We start from the raw sequence: 15,987 nt of genomic DNA on the forward strand, positions 1-15,987 counted from the left end.
CTGTGCCAAGGACGACCGAGCCGACCCCAGGGGCGCGGGGAACTGCGCGATCAACCACAAGCAACCCGTAGCCGCCGTCGAACGCAACAGCCCCGAGCTCCTAGGCGCTCATTGCCGCAACCCCCGAGCCCAGTCATCCGGCACCCGCCCCGCAGGGCCGGGCGTCGGCTGGTCCGCGGGATGACTCGCCGGAGGCGCCAGCTGCGGCCCGGCCTCGAACAGCTCGTTCGTCGCGAAGTTCCAGTACCAGCCCTCACCCGGCTCGTAGCTCTGCACCAGCGGATGCCCGGTCTCCCGGAAGTGCCCGGTGGCGTGCTGCGCGGGGGAGGAGTCGCAGCAGCCGACATGCCCGCACTGCGCGCAGCGCCGCAGATGGAACCACCATCCGCCGGCCGCGTCGCACTCCACGCACCCGGCACCGCTCGGCGGAACGCCGGTGTCGACTCCCTCGATCGCCCTGTCGGTCATGCCGTCTCCTCTGGTGCTGTGTCGGACTCCGCGGCCGTGAGGGGGAGGAGGACCTGGAAGCGGGTGTCGCCCGGCTCGGACTCGACCTGCAGCGTGCCGTGGTGCTTGTTGACGACGATCCGCCAGGAGATGTCCAGGCCGAGGCCGGTCCCCTCGCCCACCGGCTTGGTGGTGAAGAACGGGTCGAAGATACGGCCCCGGATCTCCTTCGGCACCCCGGGCCCGGTGTCGCGGAACTCCACCAGCAGCCGGTCGTGGTCGAGCGCCGTCCGCACGGTCAACGTGCCTTCGTCGCCCGTGCCGTTGATGGCCTGGACCGCGTTGTCGATCAGGTTGGTCCACACCTGGTTGAGCTCCGCCGGATACGCCGGGATCCGCGGGACCGTACGGTCGTACTCCTTGACGACCTTGATCCGCGGGCCGATCTTGCCCGACAGCATCAGCAGGGTGGAGTCGAGGAGTTCGTGCACGTCGGCGACCTGGTAGGGCGCCCGGTCGAGCTGCGAGTACTGCTTGGCGGCGTCGACCAGATGGGAGATCCGGGTGGTGGAGTCCGCGATCTCGTCCATCAACAGCTCGGTCTCGACCGTGTAGTTGAGCCATCCGATCGCGCTCGGCAGGAGCTCCTCGTCCACGGCCGCGGCGACCTGGTCCAGCCAGTCGCTGTCGAGCCCGGCCTGGACGAAGGTGGGGGCGATCCGCCAGCCCTCGGGGATGTCGTGGTCGTCGAGCCAGTCGGAGAGCACGTCCTCGCGGTCCGAGGCCTCAAGGGGGCTCAATGCGGGTGCCTTGGCGACGAGTTCGGCGGTGCGTTCCTGGATGTCGATGAGGTTCGCCAGGGTCTCCGGCGAGAACGAGCCCGCGGAGATCACCCGCAGCTTGTGCCGCATCTTGCCCACGCGTTCCCGCAGGGTCGCGGTGGCCCGTACGGCCGCCGCCGCGGGGTTGTTGAGCTCGTGCGTGAGACCGGCCGACAACGAGCCCAGTGCCAGCAGCCGTTCGCGCTGCCCGATGGCCCGCTGCGTGCTCTTCGCGCCGAAGAACAGTCCCTCCAGCAGATGCACCGCCATGGGGAACCATTCCCGCATGATGTTCGCGAAGGTGTCCGCGGGCAGCACGAAGAACCGCGTCGGCTCGGTGACGCGCATGGAGTTGTTGTACATCTGCGGCACCCGGTCACCCAGGTACGCCTGCATGGACCCCGCGTACACCCCGCGCTGGGAGGTCCGGCTGACCTCGACGTCGTCGCGGCCGACCCGGCGGTAGAGCACGACCGTGCCCTCGAGCATGACGTAGAAGCAGGTTGCGGGCTCGCCCTCGGTGTAGACGGGACCGGGCTCGAACCTCTCCACCCGCCCCTCGCTGCACAGTCGCCCCAGCTGTTCTGGGGACAGCTTCTCGAACAGGAACAGCGCCCCGATCTCCTGCGGGCTGCAGGGCATGAGGTCCCCGCTCACGACTGCTCCAGATAACGGTGGACGAGCATCACGGCCATGGCTCCCTCTCCGACGGCGGACGCGACCCGTTTCGCCGACTCGGCACGGGCGTCGCCCGCGACGAACACGCCGGGAATGCTGGTCTCCAGGTGGTACGGCGGCCGGTCCAGCTCCCAGTCCGCCGGCGGCCGCCCGTCGGGGGTGAGGTCGGGCCCGGCCAGGATGAACCCGTTCTTGTCCCGCAGCACCGTGCCGTCCAGCCAGTCGGTCAGCGGGGCCGCGCCGATGAACACGAACAGCCACTGCGCGTCGACGAGTTCGGTCGCCCCGGTCCCGACGTCGCGCAATGTGAGCTGCTCGAGATGCTCGGAGCCGTGCGCGGCCTCGACGACCGTGCCGCAGCGCACCGAGATGTTGGACGACTCCTCGATCTGCTGGATCAGGTAGTGCGACATCGAAGCCGCCAGCGACGCCCCGCGCACCAGCAGTGTCACCGACTTGGCGCCCTTGGCCAGATGCATCGCAGCCTGCCCCGCGGAGTTGGCGCCGCCCACGATGTACACGTCGTGGCCCTGGCAGGAGGCCGCCTCCGTCAGCGCCGAGCCGTAGAAGACCCCGCAGCCGGTCAGGTCGGTCGTGCCGGGCGCCTGGAGCTGCCGGTACGACACGCCGGTCGCCAGGATCACGCTGTGCGCGGCGATGGCCGAACCGTCCGAGAACCGCACGACCCGCGCGGCCCCGTTGATCTCCAGGCCCGACACCTCCCGCGCGGTGAGGATCTCGGCACCGAACTTCGTCGCCTGCCGCCGGGCCCGGTCGGTGAGCTGGGCCCCCGACACGCCGTCGGGGAACCCGAGGTAGTTCTCGATGCGCGAGCTCTGCCCGGCCTGCCCGCCGGTCGCCGACCGTTCCACGAGCACGGTCCGCAGCCCCTCGGAGGCTCCGTACACGGCCGAGCCGAGCCCGGCCGGGCCGCCGCCGATGACGACGAGGTCGTAGAAGTCCGCCGCGGGCGTCGTGGCCAGCCCCACCCGCGCGGCCAGCTCGGGCGCCTCCGGCTCGACCAAAGGCGTGCCGTCAGGGGTGATCACCAGCGGCAGCCGCTGCGCGTCCTGCCCGGCCGCCGCCAGCAGGCGCTGCCCCTCGGGCTCGTCCGCCGAATACCAGCGGTACGGCACCTGGTTGCGGGCCAGGAACTCCCGTACGTCCGAGGAACGCGCCGACCAGCGGTGTCCGACCACCTTGGTGGCGGGCACCGGCCGGTAGTCGCTGCACCGCCACGCCTCCAGGAGGTCGTCCAGGACCGGGTACAGCTTCTCCTCGGGCGGATCCCACGGCTTGAGGAGGTAGTGGTCGAGGTCGACGACGTTGATCGCGTCGATCGCCGCGTTCGTGTCCGCGTACGCGGTCAGCAGCACCCGCCGCGCCCCCGGATACACGTCCAGGGCCTGTTCCAGGAACTCGATGCCGTTCATCTGCGGCATCCGGTAGTCCGCCAGGATCACGGCCACCAGATCCCCGCGCAGCTTCAGCTCGCGCAGCGCCTCCAGCGCGGACTCGCCGGACTCCGCGCGCACGATGCGGTACGACTCGCCGTAGCGGCGCCGCAGGTCCCGGGCGACGGCCCGGGACACTCCCGGGTCGTCGTCCACGGTCAAGATGACGGTCCGCGTCGCGTCCGCGGCCTGTGCCATACGTCTCCCACCCCGAGGTCGGACTCACGGCGCGGTGCCCCGCAGTCCTGCAGCCAGTCATGCGGCCACCGGCCGGTTTCAGCCCATCGTATGTTCGTTCGTCCGGCTTCGCTCAGCCATACGGGGGAGCCCGCCGGGAGGTCAGCCTCTTCGCGGCCCGAGCACGCAGAACTCGTTGCCCTCGGGATCCATGAGGGTCACCCACGGCTGCTCGCCCTGGCCGACGTCCGCGTGCCGCGCGCCGAGGGCGAGGAGGCGAGCCACCTCGGCCTCCTGGTCGTCCGGCCGGAAGTCGAGATGGAGGCGGTTCTTGACGGTCTTGCCCTCCGGTACCGGCGCGAAGAGCAGCCCGGGCAGACGGTCCTTCTCGGGCCGGATCTCGAACTCGTCGGGAAAGTCGCCCACGACCACCCACCCGAGCGCCTCGGCCCACCAGCGGCCCAGCGCGACCGGGTCGGCCGAGTCCACGACAACCTGTTCCCATTCCAAGGTCATGTCGTGAGCGTAGTGGTGAAGACTGGGTACCGGTCACGAATCACGACGCAGGGAGGCCGGCAGCATGACGCGCCCGATCACGGCAGGGGTCGACGGAACCGAGGAAAGCCTGGCAGCGCTGGCCTGGGCGGCCCGGGAGGCGGTCCGCCGGAGGCTGGCGTTGCGCGTGGTGCACGCCTGGCGGTATCAGCGGCACGAGGCGATCGAGGCGGCGGCCCCCGACGTCCAGGTCGGCTGGGCCCGGGAGGCGGTCGGCGAGGCCGCCCGCACCGTCACCGAGCGGCACCCGGACCTCGAGGTGTCCACGGACGTGGTGGCGGGCGCCGACGTGGCGGCGCTGGTCGCCGCGGCGGCCGAGGCCGAGATGCTGGTCCTCGGATCGCGCGGCCACGGCAGGGTCGTCGGCTTCCTGCTCGGCTCGGTCGGCCAGCAGGTGATCGTCGAGGCGCCGAGGCCGGTCGTCCTGGTGCGCGCGGGCGACGACCCCGCCGGCGAGGCCGCGGGGCGCGAGATCGTGGTGGGCCAGCAGGGCGACCCGCTGGACAGCGCCGAGGCGCTCCAATTCGCGTTCGAGACGGCCGCGGCGCGTGGAGCGACCGTGCGCGCGGTACGGGCCTGGACCCTGCCGCCGGTCTTCGCCTACAGCCCGGGTTCCCTCAAGCTGCTCGACGAGGCCGGGGGCCTTGAGCCGTACGAGAAGAAGGCCCTGGCGGCGGCGCTGGAACCCTGGCGGGACCGCTTCCCCGAGGTGCCGGTCGTCGAGCACGTGGAGATGGGCAGCGCCGGGCAGGTGCTGCTGTCGGTGGCCCAAGCGGCCCAGCTGATGGTCGTCGGGCGCCGCGCCCACCGTACGGCCGTCGGCGCCCGCATCGGCTCGGTCGCCCATGGCGTCCTGCACCACGCGGGCTGCCCGGTGGCCGTGGTGCCGCCCGCCTGAGTCGGCCGGCGGACGTCAGTCGGCCGAGGGGGTGGGCTGGAGCGTCTCGCGCGCCTTGGGGAGGATGTTGTTGATGTAGTCCTCGACGGCCGTGTCCAGTCCTATGTCGTGCTGGGCCCGCTCGGACAGGTACCAGCGGTGTTCCAGCAGCTCGTGGTAGATCTCGGCCGCGTCCATGGAGCCGCGCATCTCGAGGGGCACGGCCCGCACGGTCGGGCGGAAGACGTCCCGCACCCAGCGGTGGGCGAGGACTTCGGGGCGGGCCGCGAGGGGGTCGCCCGGGGCGTAGTCGTCCTGGGTGGCCATCCAGGACTCCAGGTCGCTCAGGAGCCGGCGGGCCTGGTTCTCCTCGGTGTCCAGGCCGGTCAGGCGCAGCAGCTGGCGCTGGTGGTGGCCCGCGTCCACGACCTTCGGCACGAAGGTGACCGTGTCGCCGTTGGAGGAGTGCTGGATCTGCATCTCGGCCACGTCGAAGCCGAGTTCGTTCAGCCGGCGGATGCGGCGCTCGATGTAGTGGTACTTGCCCGCCGGATAGACGGACGTCCGGGTCAGCTCCTCCCACAGGCGCCCGTAGCGCGCGCAGATCTCCATGCCGAACTCGATCGGGTCCACGGAGGGGTGCAGCGCCCCGGACGCCTCCAGGTCGAGGAGCTCGCCGCTGATGTTCACCCGGGCCAGATCGAGGTCGTAGTCGCGCTGCCCATTGCTGAGCTGCGCGTGCAGATCGCCGGTCTCGGCGTCCACCAGGTACGCGGCGTACGCGCCCGCGTCGCGCCGGAAGAGCGTGTTGGACAGGGAGCAGTCGCCCCAGGCGAATCCGGACAGGTGCAGCCGCACCAGCAGCACCGCCAGCGCGTCCATCAGCCGGTGCATGGTCGCGGGCCGCATCGTCGTCTCGAACATCGACCGGTACGGCATCGAGCCGCCCAGGTGCCGGGTGATCAGCACCGGCTCCAGCGGCGCGTCGCCCGCGTCGGTGCGGCCGGTGACCACGGCCAGCGGGTCGACCGCGGGGATGCCGAGCCGGTCCAGGTCGCGCAGCAGCTCGTACTCGCGCAGCGCCGGGCGCTCGGCGAGCTCCTTGACGGCGATCACCTCGTCGCCGGCGCGGGCGTAGCGCACGACGTGGCGGGAGATGCCGCGCGGCAGCGGCACCAGGTGCTTCTCGGGCCACTCCTCCAGGGGGAGGTGCCACGGCAGTTCGAGCAGGAGCGCGGGATGCTCCGGGTTGGTCGCGCTGATCTGCAGTGCCATGGGTCGCGTGTCCTTGCTTCGCTGGTGATCGTCACCTCACCCTAGAGCGCGCGCTCCCTGGCCTGAAGTGCCGCTTCAAGGATCGGACCGCGATGCACGGGCCCGTGGCCGGGCAGCAGCAGGTCGCCCTTCAGCTCTTCGAACGCCGCCAGCGAGGCCACGGCCCGCGCCCGCTCGTGGTGGAACATGTCGGGCAGCAGCTGCGGCCCCTTGACCCGCGAGGTCGGGTGCCCGCTCACCAGGGCGTCGCCCGAGATCACCACGCCGACGTCCGGGAGGTGGTAGGCGGTGTGCCCGTCGGTGTGGCCGGGCGTGTGCACCGGGACGGGTCGGCCGGGCAGGTCGAGCGGACCGGACGCCGGGAACGGCTGGGGCGAGGCGACCGGGACGTGCGCGGTGCCGCCCGAGCGGATCGCGTGCACGGCCCAGGGCAGGACACCGGGCCGCCAGCCGTTCCTCAGGACCGTCCCGACGCTCACCTGGTGCAGGAACTCCCGCCGGGCGTGCGGTACTTCGGCCTCGTGCAGGTACACGGGCATGCCGTACACGGCACGCAGGTACTCGGCGGAGCCCAGGTGGTCGTTGTGGGCGTGCGTGATCAGCACGGCCGTGACCGCCTCCGGTGAACTGCCCACCTCCGTGAGGGAGGCGAGGAGCTGCTTCCGGTCGCCGGGGTAGCCGGTGTCGACCAGCGTGACGGCGTCCCCGTCCGTGAGAATCACCCAGTTCGTGTTGCTGCCGTGCACCAGATAGGTGCCGTCGGCGACTTGCTGGACAGCTAAGCGCATGACACGTCCCCGCATGGTGAGGTCCCTGACCGATGGACCCAGCCAAGCAGATCAGGAGGCAGGCGGAGTCGGCGGGTCCGTTCGCATGCCGAACAGGAAACGGGTGACGCGGGTGCGGCGTACGAGGCACTCGTACACGAGGAGGATCACCGCCAGGGAACAGGCCACGATCACCGCGTACTTCACCGCGATCGGCGCGGACCAGCTCACGACTCCGTAGGCGAACGCGACCACCACGGGCTGGTGCAGCACGTACAACGGCAGGGCGGCGACGGCGAGATACGGCAGCACGCGCGAAGGCGGCCCGGCCTCGCGCGACCTGCCCTCGCGCGGCCGGTCCAGCAGCCCCAGGATCGCCACCACCCAGCACCAGCCCGCCGCCCCGAACAGCGCCCGGGTGGACAGCGCGACCGCGTTCCACGCGGTGAACGGATCGTCCTCGGAGAGGAATCCGGGCGCGGTCCCCAGGAACAGGACGATCCCCAGGACCCCGACCGGAACGGCGAGCCGGCGCATGGCCGCGCGGATCCGCTCGTCGTCGGCCAGGGCGTACCCGAAGAGGAAGAACAGGAGATAGGCCCAGCGGTTCCAGCCCGCGAAGCCCTCCTCCATGCCGAGCAGCGAGTTGATCAGGGCGAGCGGCAGGACGGGCAGCAGGAGCAGGACCGGCCGTCGCTCCACCGCGTCCCCGGAGCGCCGGGCGGCGGACTCCAGGGGCCCCACGACGGGTGCGAGAAGGAGGCTGAAGGCCAGCAGGAGGACGACGAACCACAGGTGGCCGGTCTCGAAGTGATCCCCTTCGAGGACGAAGGGGAAGTCGCCGGGGTCCGGGTGGACGGTGAGGAAGCGTGGCCAGAACTCCCAGTAGGACTCGTCGTAGCCGGGGTCGGCGGCGCGCAGCCGCAGCCATTGGGGCAGAGGGCACAGGACGAGCGTCGCGAAGACCAGGGGAACACCGAGGCGCAGCAGTCGTTCACGGGCGAAGCCGCCCGGTCCGCGCCGGCGCAGCGAGTGGCGGGCGCCGAGACCGGCGACGAGGAACAGCAGGGGCATCGCCCACACCACCGCGAGTCCGGCGGCGACGGTGACGACATCGGTCGTCTCCCGGTTCTTGACGTAGAAGTCGTCGTCCGGGGAGAAGACCAGCGCGGCGTGGAAGAAGACCAGGCCGAGTACGACGAGCGCACGGAGCAGGTCGAGTTCGACGCGCCGACGGACGGCCGGCGGCTGCCCGGTCCCCGCACACATCCCGGCCTCCCTCCCCAGATGTGCGCCAGTGTGGGGGAGAGGGGGCGGGGACGACAGCGTTCCGCCGGAACGGGACTGCCTCCGGCACCGTCCGCCGGAGGCAGCCCCCGCGTGCTGCCGAAGCGGCCGCCTCTCCGCCTCGGTGCACGCCGTCCCCGGGCCCTACTGCACGCCCTGCGGCCGGAACTGGATGCTGATGCGCGGCCCGGAGGCGCGCGCGGTCTTCGGTATGGAGTGCTCCCAGGTCCGCTGGCAGGATCCGCCCATCACGATCAGGTCGCCGTGCCCCAGCGGCCGTCGGACCGTGTCACCGCCGCGCGTCGGCCGCAGCAGCAGGTCCCGGGGCGCGCCCACCGAGAGGATCGCGACCATGGTGTCCTCGCGGGCGCCCCGCCCGATCCGGTCGCCGTGCCAGGCCACGCTGTCCCGGCCGTCGCGGTAGTAGCACAGTCCGGCCGTGGTGAAGGGCTCGCCCAGCTCCTCGGCGTAGTGCGCGGACAGCGCCTCGCGTGCCTGCGCGAGCAGCGGGTGCGGCAGCGCGTCGTCCGCCCCGTAGAACGCCAGCAGCCGGGGTACGTCGACGACCTGGTCGTACATCTTCCGGCGCTCGGCACGCCAGGGCACCTCGGCGGCCAGCTGTTCGAACAGTTCGTCCGAGCCGCTCAGCCAACCGGGCAGCACGTCGATCCAGGCGCCGAGACCGAGCCCGGTCCGGCGGATCCCGTCGAGGGAGCCGAGGCGGAGCTCGTCGGTCTGGTCGAAGAGGGAGCCCTGGAGGTGCCTGGTCATGTATCCAGCGTACCCCTTATTCGAAAATCTGTTCCCATGAAATTCCGGACGCCTGCCGGATGCGCGTCCGGCCTTTCGATGCATCGCTGTATCGGATACATTCCCGTATCGAACGGAGGTCCGGACATGGCGGTGGAACAGACGACCCGGCGCGTCACCAAGCGCCGTGTCCGCACCCGGGCCAACCTGCTGGACGCCGCCTTCGCGGTGTTCGCCGCCAAGGGCTTCGGGCGGGTCTCGATCGAGGAGGTCTGCGAGGCCGCCGGCTACAGCCGGGGTGCCTTCTACTCGAACTTCGACAGCCTGGACGAGCTGTTCTTCGCCCTGTACCGGCAGCGGGCCGACCTGATCGCCGAGCAGGTGGCCGAGGCCCTGGCGCTCGACGGCCCCGAACTCGACGTACCGGCGTCCGTGGACCGGGTCACCGAGGTGCTCCTGCTCGACGTGGACTGGCTGCTGGTGAAGACGGACTTCCTGGTGCACGCGGCCCGGGACCCGGCCGTCGCGCACACCCTGCTGGAGCACCGCCGGCGGCTGCGGCGGGCCATCGAGGACCGGCTCGGCCGGGCCACGGGACGCACCGCACTGCCCGCCGTGCTCGGCGGCGTCGACGGCGCCGCCCGCGCGGTCGTCGCCGCGTACGACGGAGTCACCACCCAGCTGCTGCTGGACAAGGACGTCGAGCACGCCCGCGTCTGGCTGGGACAGCTGCTCACCGCCCTGCTGACCGACGGCAGCGGCACACCCGAATGAAGCCCAGTGAGATCCCAATGAGACCCCAATGAGAAGGGCAACGGTCGCCATGGATGCGGACGTCATCGTCGTCGGAGCCGGACTCGCGGGCCTGGTCGCGGCACACGAACTCACCAGCCGGGGCCGCAGGGTCGCGCTGGTCGACCAGGAGAACGCCGCCAACCTCGGCGGACAGGCGTTCTGGTCCTTCGGCGGGCTGTTCATCGTCGACTCCCCGGAACAGCGGCGCCTCGGCATCAAGGACTCCTTCGAGCTCGCCTGGAACGACTGGCAGGGCAGCGCCCAGTTCGACCGGGTCGACGACGAGGACTCCTGGGCGGTGCGCTGGGCGCGCGCCTACGTCGAGTTCGCGGCGGGCGAGAAGCGGTCCTGGCTCGAGGGGCACGGCATCAAGTTCCTGCCCACCGTCGGCTGGGCCGAGCGCGGCGATCTGACGGCCCACGGGCACGGCAACTCCGTACCCCGCTTCCACATCGCGTGGGGCACCGGCACCGGGGTCGTGGAGCCGTTCGTCGAGTACGCCAAGCAGGCCGCGCGCGACGGGCTGCTCACCTTCTACCACCGCCACCAGGTCGACGAACTGGTCGTCGAGGAGGGCGCGGCGCGCGGAGTGCGCGGCACCGTGCTGGCCGAGGACCGCTCGCCCCGCGGTGTCGCCTCCAACCGGGACCGCGTCGGCGACTTCGAACTCACCGGCCGGGCCGTCGTCGTCACCACCGGCGGCATCGGCGCCAACCACGACATCGTGCGCCGCTACTGGCCCGAGCGGCTCGGCACCCCGCCCGCCGAGATGGTCACCGGAGTACCCGCGTACGTCGACGGCCGGATGCTCGAGATCAGCGCCGAGGCCGGGGTGCGCCTGGTCAATCGCGACCGCATGTGGCACTACACCGAGGGCCTGCAGAACTGGGACCCGATCTGGCCCGGCCACGGCATCCGCATCCTGCCGGGCCCGTCCTCGATGTGGTTCGACGCCCTCGGCCGCCGGCTGCCCGAGCCGTGCCTGCCGGGGTACGACACCCTCAGCACCCTCAAATACCTGCGCACCACCGAGGACATCGCGGGCCACGACCACTCCTGGTTCATTCTCACCCAGAAGATCATCGAGAAGGAGTTCGCGCTGTCGGGCTCCGAGCAGAACCCCGACATCACCGCCAAGGACCGGGCCGGCTTCCTCAAGGAGCGGGTGCTCGGCAAGGGGGCACCCGGCCCCGTGGACGCGTTCCTGCGCAAGGGCGCGGACTTCGTGACCGCGCCGAACCTGGAACAGCTCGTCGAGAAGATGAACGGGCTGACCGACAAGGCGCTGCTGGACGCGGCCGAGATCCGCCGTCAGATCGAGGCCCGCGACCTGCAGATCGCCAACTCCTACAGCAAGGACGCCCAGGTGCAGGGCATCCGCAACGCCCGCCGCTACATCGGCGACCGGCTCGGCCGCGTCGCCACCCCGCACCGCATTCTCGACCCGGCCGCCGGACCCCTCATCGGCGTCAAGCTGCACACCCTCACCCGCAAGACCCTCGGCGGCATCCAGACCGACCTCGACTCCCGCGCCCTCGGCACCGACGGCAAGCCCCTCGACGGCCTGTACGCGGCGGGCGAGGTGGCCGGCTTCGGGGGCGGCGGCGTCCACGGCTACAACGCGCTGGAGGGCACCTTCCTCGGCGGCTGCCTCTTCTCCGGGCGGGCGGCGGGACGGGCCGCCGCCCGGCAGACGGCCTGACCGCGACGGCCCGTCTCCTCATCCCTGGAGGAGACGGGCCAGCACGGCGGCGTGGCTCTGCTCGGGGGACTTGGCGGCGGTCAGCAGCGTGACGGCACCTTTGTCCGTCAACTCCCTCACCTGATCAAGGAGTTCGGCCGCCTCGGGAGCGGCCAGCTCGGCCTCGTACCGTCGACCGAACTCCTCGTACGACCCTTCACTCCCGTGGTACCAGCGACGCAGTTCGGTCGACGGCGTGAGGGCCTTGGGCCACTCGTCGACATGCGCCGCGTCCTTCGACAGGCCGCGCGGCCACAGCCGGTCGACCAGGACGCGTACGCCGTCCTCGGGCTCGGGCGGTTCATACACGCGGCGCACGCGCACACTCACGGGCGGGCCTTTCTCGAGTGGGTCAAGGTGCCGGGAGCGTACCGCCGGGTACCCGGTATGTCCGGTCTGCGCAACGCGACGGGATGGCACAGACCCTCGAACCTGACGAGTTCCTCACAAGTGTCGGTCAGAGTCGGTCCGTGATGATCGGACACAGACCTTCCGCCGCACTGCTCACCGCGTCCCTGCTGCTCACCGGGTGCGGCAGCGGCGCGGCGGCGATCTCGGACCACCGGCCCGAGGCCGCCCCGACGACGAGCACGCCCGCACCCTCCCCGGAGATCTCCATGGAAGAAGCTCCGGCGGCTCCCCGCCCACTGCCCGGTCTGGGGCCGAAGACCCTCGCCCAGGTGCCGTCCCGCGCCCGGCAGGCCGTCGTGGTGACCGGCCGCGGGAAGGACTCCGCGCTGTCCACCGTCGCGCTGTACGAGCGCACCGCGGCCGGCTGGGAGGCCGTCGGCCAGAGCCGGCCCGCGCACAACGCGCTCAAGGGCTGGACCGACCATCACCGGGCCGGTGACCTGCGCTCACCCATCGGGGTCTACACCCTCACCGACGCCGGCGGCCGGCTCCGCGACCCCGGCACCCGACTGCCCTACGACCGCGGCAGCGGGTTCACCGCGACCGGCACCGGATTCGAGGGGGAGCCGCTGGCCGGGTCCTTCGACTACGTGATCGCCATCAACTACAACCGGAAGCCGGGCACTTCGCCGCTGGACTGGACGCGTCCGCTCGGCGCGGGCCGCGGCGGCGGCATCTGGCTGCACGTCGACCATGACGGCCCCACACATGGCTGTGTCAGCATCGCCCGCTCGCACATGAAGGAACTTCTGCTGGCACTCGACCCGGACCTGCACCCCGTCGTCGTCATGGGCGACGCCAAGTCGCTGGCCCGCTGAGGCCGCCGAAGTCTCCCCGACCGCTTAGGATCCGCCGCGTGTGCGCACATGTGCTGGTCGCCGAGGACGACGAGATGCAGGCCGAACTCATACGCCGCTCCCTGCTGGCGGAGGGTCACACCGCCACGGTGGTCCACGACGGCCGGGCCGCCCTCGACGCGGCCCGCACGCTCCGGCCGGACCTCGTCGTCCTGGACCTGATGCTGCCGGTGATCGACGGCTTCGGCGTGTGCCGGGTGCTGCGCCGGGACGACGACGTGCCCGTCCTGATGCTCACCGCCCGCGCCACCGAGGACGACCTGCTGCTGGGCCTGGAACTGGGCGCCGACGACTACATGACCAAGCCCTACAGCCCACGCGAGCTGATGGCCCGCATCCGCACCGTGCTGCGGCGCAGCGGGCGCGTCGTCGTCGACCGGCCGGAGGACCCCGTCGTACGCGCAGGGGGCATCACCGTCGATCCGGTACGCCACGAGGTGCGCTGCGACGGAGCACCCGTGGAGTGCACCCCGGCCGAGTTCGAGATCCTCCTCGCCATGGCCACCGAGCCCGAACGGGTCTTCTCCCGGCGGCAGTTGCTCGAAGTCACCCGAGGCACCGACCGCTCCTCCACCGAACGGGCCGTCGACGTCCACATCATGAACCTGCGCCGGAAGACGGAGACGGACCCGCGCCGTCCGGTCCGGCTGCTGACCGTCTTCGGGGTCGGCTACAAGCTCAGCGGCGGCCGCGGATGAGCGGTCGGATACCACTGCGCAAGCGCCTGCTGGTCCGGCTGCTGATCGCCTCCGGCCTCATCGCCGTGTGCTCGGTGGCGGCCACCGCCTGGCTGGCCGTCGAGACCACCACCCGCGCGCTGCGGGAGGAACAGGGCCAGGTCCTCGCCGACGACATGGACGTCCTCTCCCGGCTCAGCGGCTATGCCGCCGTCCATCCCGACTGGACAGGCGTGGAGAAGACCGTACGGGAACTGTCCGCGAAGACCGGGCGGCGCATCGCCCTCACCACCGCCGACCGCACGCCGATCGCCGACTCCGCGCCGCCCGGCACCTCGCTGCCGCGGAGCGCCGCCGCCACCGTCGACCCCCTGCGCACCGACACCTTCAGCGAACGCGGGGCCCAGCTCGGCGGCACGGACCCCCGGGTGGTGGGGCCCTATCGCCTGACGGCCGGGGAGCGCACGAAGCTCGACGCCCTGGCCCGGGAACGGCAGCACTGCTTCGCCCAATTCGGCATCGACACCAGCCTCACCCGCACGCCGAGCGGCCGCCCGGTCCTCACCCAGCCGGAGGGGTCCGCCGACCTCGGCTACGTGCCCGACGCGTGCGCCGACGGCCGGCTCAACACCCCGATGCCCACGGAGGAGGAGGCGCTGATCGCACTCCAGAAGGAGGCCCGCGGCTGCCTGACCCGGGCCGGCCTGGAACCCGACATGCCGCTGGCGCTCGGGGCGGACCTCACCCCCGCCGGATCGCTCCAGGCGACCGCCATCGCACCCGCGTTCGTGAAAGCGGGGGAAGGCAAGGCCTGGCGGGCGGCCCAGGCCTGCCTCGACGACGCCCGCCGCGCCCAGCTCGACCCGTACGTCGCCCCCGCCGCCGAGCTGTTCCTGGGCGGCGGCGGGGACGCCCCAGCCGTGCGTTTCGACATGTCACCGGCCAACAAGACCAAGGTCATCGGCACCGCCGGGCTCGTCCTCGCCGTCACCGTCGCCGTGACCGCCGTGGTCGCAACGAGGCTCGTCCGGCCGTTGCGCGCGCTGACCGAGGCCGCCCAGCAGCCACCGGACCGGCACGTCCGCGTCCCCGTCACCACCCGCGACGAGACCGGCATCCTCGCCGCGGCCTTCAACGAACTGACCGAGCGCCGGGAACGCCTGGAGGCCCAGCGCAGGGCGATGGTCAGCGACATCGCCCATGAACTGCGCAGCCCCCTCACCAACATCCGCGGCTGGCTGGAGGTCACCCGCGACGGCGTCGTCGACCCCGACCCCGCGCTGCTCGCCTCACTGCACGACGAGGCCCTCGTGCTGCAGCGCGTCATCGACGACCTGCGCGATCTCGCCGACGCCGACGCCGGGACCCTGCGCCTGCACCCGGAGCCCGTGCGCTGCGACGAACTCCTCGACCAGGTCGCCGCGGCCCACCGCGTCGCGGCCGACGCCGCCGGCGTGAGCCTGCGCACCGCGGTCGACGGCACGCCGTGGCTGAACGCCGATCCGGTGCGGATGCGGCAGGCGCTGGGCAACCTGGTGTCCAACGCGCTGCGCCACACGCCCGCGGGCGGCACCGTCACACTGGCCGCGCGCGGCGACGGCGACTCGGTCCTGCTGGAGGTCGCCGACACCGGCAGCGGCATGGCGCCGGACGATCTCGCGCACGTCTTCGACCGGTTCTGGCGCGCGGAGAAGTCCCGCAGCCGCCGCACCGGCGGCAGCGGTCTCGGCCTGCCGATCGTCCGTCACCTCGTCGCCGCGCACGGCGGCACCGCCGAGGTCACGAGCGAACCCGGCACAGGCAGCGTCTTCACGCTGCGGCTGCCCGGGACGGCGGGGCAGGACGAACCGCCGGGGGAGCCGACCGCCTCCGTCGTCCCGGGCGGTAGCGATCGGTCCGATTCCGCTCCCGCCGAGCGGGGTACTCCGTCACCGCGACGGCAAAGAGGGAGGTCAGGAACATGAGCAGAGCGGACGACCTGCCAGTGGTACGGACGCTCGCCGAACTCGCCGACCTGGTCGAGCGGCACCACGGCCTCTACGTCCGCTGGTCCCGGGGCCCCGAAGCCGATCTCGCCGACGCCTCCAGCACCGACGACCTGACGGGCGTCCGCATGTCGGGGCTGTCGGCGAACCCGCTCGACGTCGAGGACTGGTGGGACGACCGGCCCGTGGCGGTGTGGGTCGCCCGCCGCCTGTACGACTACTCCCATCTGCCGCACGAGAAGGGCCCCGGTGTGTACCCCTGGGTCCTCAGGGGCCGGGAGGCGAGCCGAGGGCCCGACAACGAGCCGCTGGTCGCGGACGTCCGGCCGATGTGCCGGCTCGACGACCGGACGATCGACGAGGCACGCGACGCGGTGGACCGCCAGGACACCTCCTGGGGTCCACTGCGCCGCCCCGGCCGCTGACGCGGCCC

Annotated in this window: 16 protein-coding genes; 7 read left to right on the forward strand and 9 right to left on the reverse strand. The window is 72.0% G+C overall.

What is annotated here, in order from left to right:
• Positions 1 to 108: 108 nt before the first annotated feature.
• The 4 genes from OG252_RS47575 to OG252_RS47590 form a co-directional block, all read right to left on the reverse strand.
• Positions 109 to 468 (reverse strand): UBP-type zinc finger domain-containing protein, encoded by a 360-nt coding sequence (locus OG252_RS47575; RefSeq protein WP_329344339.1) that lies wholly within the window; start codon positions 466 to 468, stop codon positions 109 to 111.
• Positions 465 to 1,925: an ATP-binding protein gene (locus OG252_RS47580; protein WP_323186170.1), complete on the reverse strand. Its 1,461-nt coding sequence runs from the start codon at positions 1,923 to 1,925 to the stop codon at positions 465 to 467. The genes OG252_RS47575 and OG252_RS47580 overlap by 4 nt, the downstream gene beginning before the upstream one ends.
• Entirely contained in the window at positions 1,922 to 3,598 is a 1,677-nt protein-coding gene (locus tag OG252_RS47585; RefSeq protein ID WP_266445926.1) for an FAD-dependent oxidoreductase, read from the reverse strand. The genes OG252_RS47580 and OG252_RS47585 overlap by 4 nt, the downstream gene beginning before the upstream one ends.
• 141 nt (positions 3,599 to 3,739) lie before the next feature.
• Entirely contained in the window at positions 3,740 to 4,093 is a 354-nt protein-coding gene (locus OG252_RS47590) for a VOC family protein (RefSeq protein WP_266445928.1), read from the reverse strand.
• A 64-nt stretch (positions 4,094 to 4,157) separates the two neighbouring features.
• Here OG252_RS47590 and OG252_RS47595 point away from each other — a divergent pair, with 64 nt between their 5' ends.
• A complete protein-coding gene (locus tag OG252_RS47595; RefSeq protein WP_329344343.1) occupies positions 4,158 to 5,030 on the forward strand; it encodes a universal stress protein in 873 nt (290 codons plus the stop codon).
• A gap of 15 nt (positions 5,031 to 5,045) precedes the next feature.
• Here the strand turns inward: OG252_RS47595 and OG252_RS47600 are convergent, their stop codons facing one another.
• The 4 genes from OG252_RS47600 to OG252_RS47615 form a co-directional block, all read right to left on the reverse strand.
• The gene (locus OG252_RS47600) at positions 5,046 to 6,284 is read right to left on the reverse strand and encodes a DUF4032 domain-containing protein (RefSeq protein ID WP_329344345.1); all 1,239 of its coding nucleotides are present in this window, start codon (positions 6,282 to 6,284) and stop codon (positions 5,046 to 5,048) included.
• A gap of 41 nt (positions 6,285 to 6,325) precedes the next feature.
• Positions 6,326 to 7,072, reverse strand: coding sequence for an MBL fold metallo-hydrolase (locus tag OG252_RS47605; protein ID WP_329344347.1), 747 nt, complete (start codon positions 7,070 to 7,072; stop codon positions 6,326 to 6,328).
• Between the two features lie 51 nt (positions 7,073 to 7,123).
• Complete coding sequence (locus OG252_RS47610; RefSeq protein WP_329344349.1) at positions 7,124 to 8,320, reverse strand: acyltransferase family protein; 1,197 nt, start codon at positions 8,318 to 8,320, stop codon at positions 7,124 to 7,126.
• A 162-nt stretch (positions 8,321 to 8,482) separates the two neighbouring features.
• Positions 8,483 to 9,109, reverse strand: a complete 627-nt coding sequence (locus OG252_RS47615; protein WP_329344351.1) for an alpha-ketoglutarate-dependent dioxygenase AlkB family protein — start codon at positions 9,107 to 9,109, stop codon at positions 8,483 to 8,485.
• A gap of 126 nt (positions 9,110 to 9,235) precedes the next feature.
• Between OG252_RS47615 and OG252_RS47620 the strand changes: the two genes are divergently transcribed.
• Positions 9,236 to 9,862: a TetR/AcrR family transcriptional regulator gene (locus OG252_RS47620; RefSeq protein ID WP_266445938.1), complete on the forward strand. Its 627-nt coding sequence runs from the start codon at positions 9,236 to 9,238 to the stop codon at positions 9,860 to 9,862.
• A 49-nt stretch (positions 9,863 to 9,911) separates the two neighbouring features.
• Positions 9,912 to 11,585 (forward strand): FAD-binding dehydrogenase, encoded by a 1,674-nt coding sequence (locus OG252_RS47625; RefSeq protein WP_329345393.1) that lies wholly within the window; start codon positions 9,912 to 9,914, stop codon positions 11,583 to 11,585.
• A gap of 18 nt (positions 11,586 to 11,603) precedes the next feature.
• On the opposite strand, the gene OG252_RS47630 is transcribed toward OG252_RS47625, so the two are convergent.
• Positions 11,604 to 11,954, reverse strand: coding sequence for a DUF488 domain-containing protein (locus OG252_RS47630; protein WP_329344354.1), 351 nt, complete (start codon positions 11,952 to 11,954; stop codon positions 11,604 to 11,606).
• 143 nt (positions 11,955 to 12,097) lie between these two features.
• Here OG252_RS47630 and OG252_RS47635 point away from each other — a divergent pair, with 143 nt between their 5' ends.
• From OG252_RS47635 to OG252_RS47650, 4 genes are read left to right on the forward strand one after another with little or no spacing between them, the layout of a single operon-like run.
• Positions 12,098 to 12,853 carry a L,D-transpeptidase family protein gene (locus OG252_RS47635; RefSeq protein ID WP_329345394.1) on the forward strand — a complete coding sequence of 252 codons (756 nt, stop codon included), beginning with the start codon at positions 12,098 to 12,100 and terminating at the stop codon, positions 12,851 to 12,853.
• Positions 12,854 to 12,891: 38 nt separating this feature from the next.
• A complete protein-coding gene (locus OG252_RS47640; RefSeq protein ID WP_266445942.1) occupies positions 12,892 to 13,590 on the forward strand; it encodes a response regulator transcription factor in 699 nt (232 codons plus the stop codon).
• Positions 13,587 to 15,533 (forward strand): sensor histidine kinase, encoded by a 1,947-nt coding sequence (locus tag OG252_RS47645; RefSeq protein WP_329344356.1) that lies wholly within the window; start codon positions 13,587 to 13,589, stop codon positions 15,531 to 15,533. Before OG252_RS47640 ends, OG252_RS47645 begins: the two co-directional genes overlap by 4 nt.
• Positions 15,530 to 15,979 (forward strand): DUF6098 family protein, encoded by a 450-nt coding sequence (locus OG252_RS47650; protein WP_266445945.1) that lies wholly within the window; start codon positions 15,530 to 15,532, stop codon positions 15,977 to 15,979. The genes OG252_RS47645 and OG252_RS47650 overlap by 4 nt, the downstream gene beginning before the upstream one ends.
• Positions 15,980 to 15,987: the final 8 nt, after the last annotated feature.

Source organism: Streptomyces sp. NBC_01352 (genome assembly GCF_036237295.1).
Taxonomy (GTDB): Bacteria; Actinomycetota; Actinomycetes; order Streptomycetales; family Streptomycetaceae; genus Streptomyces; species Streptomyces plumbiresistens.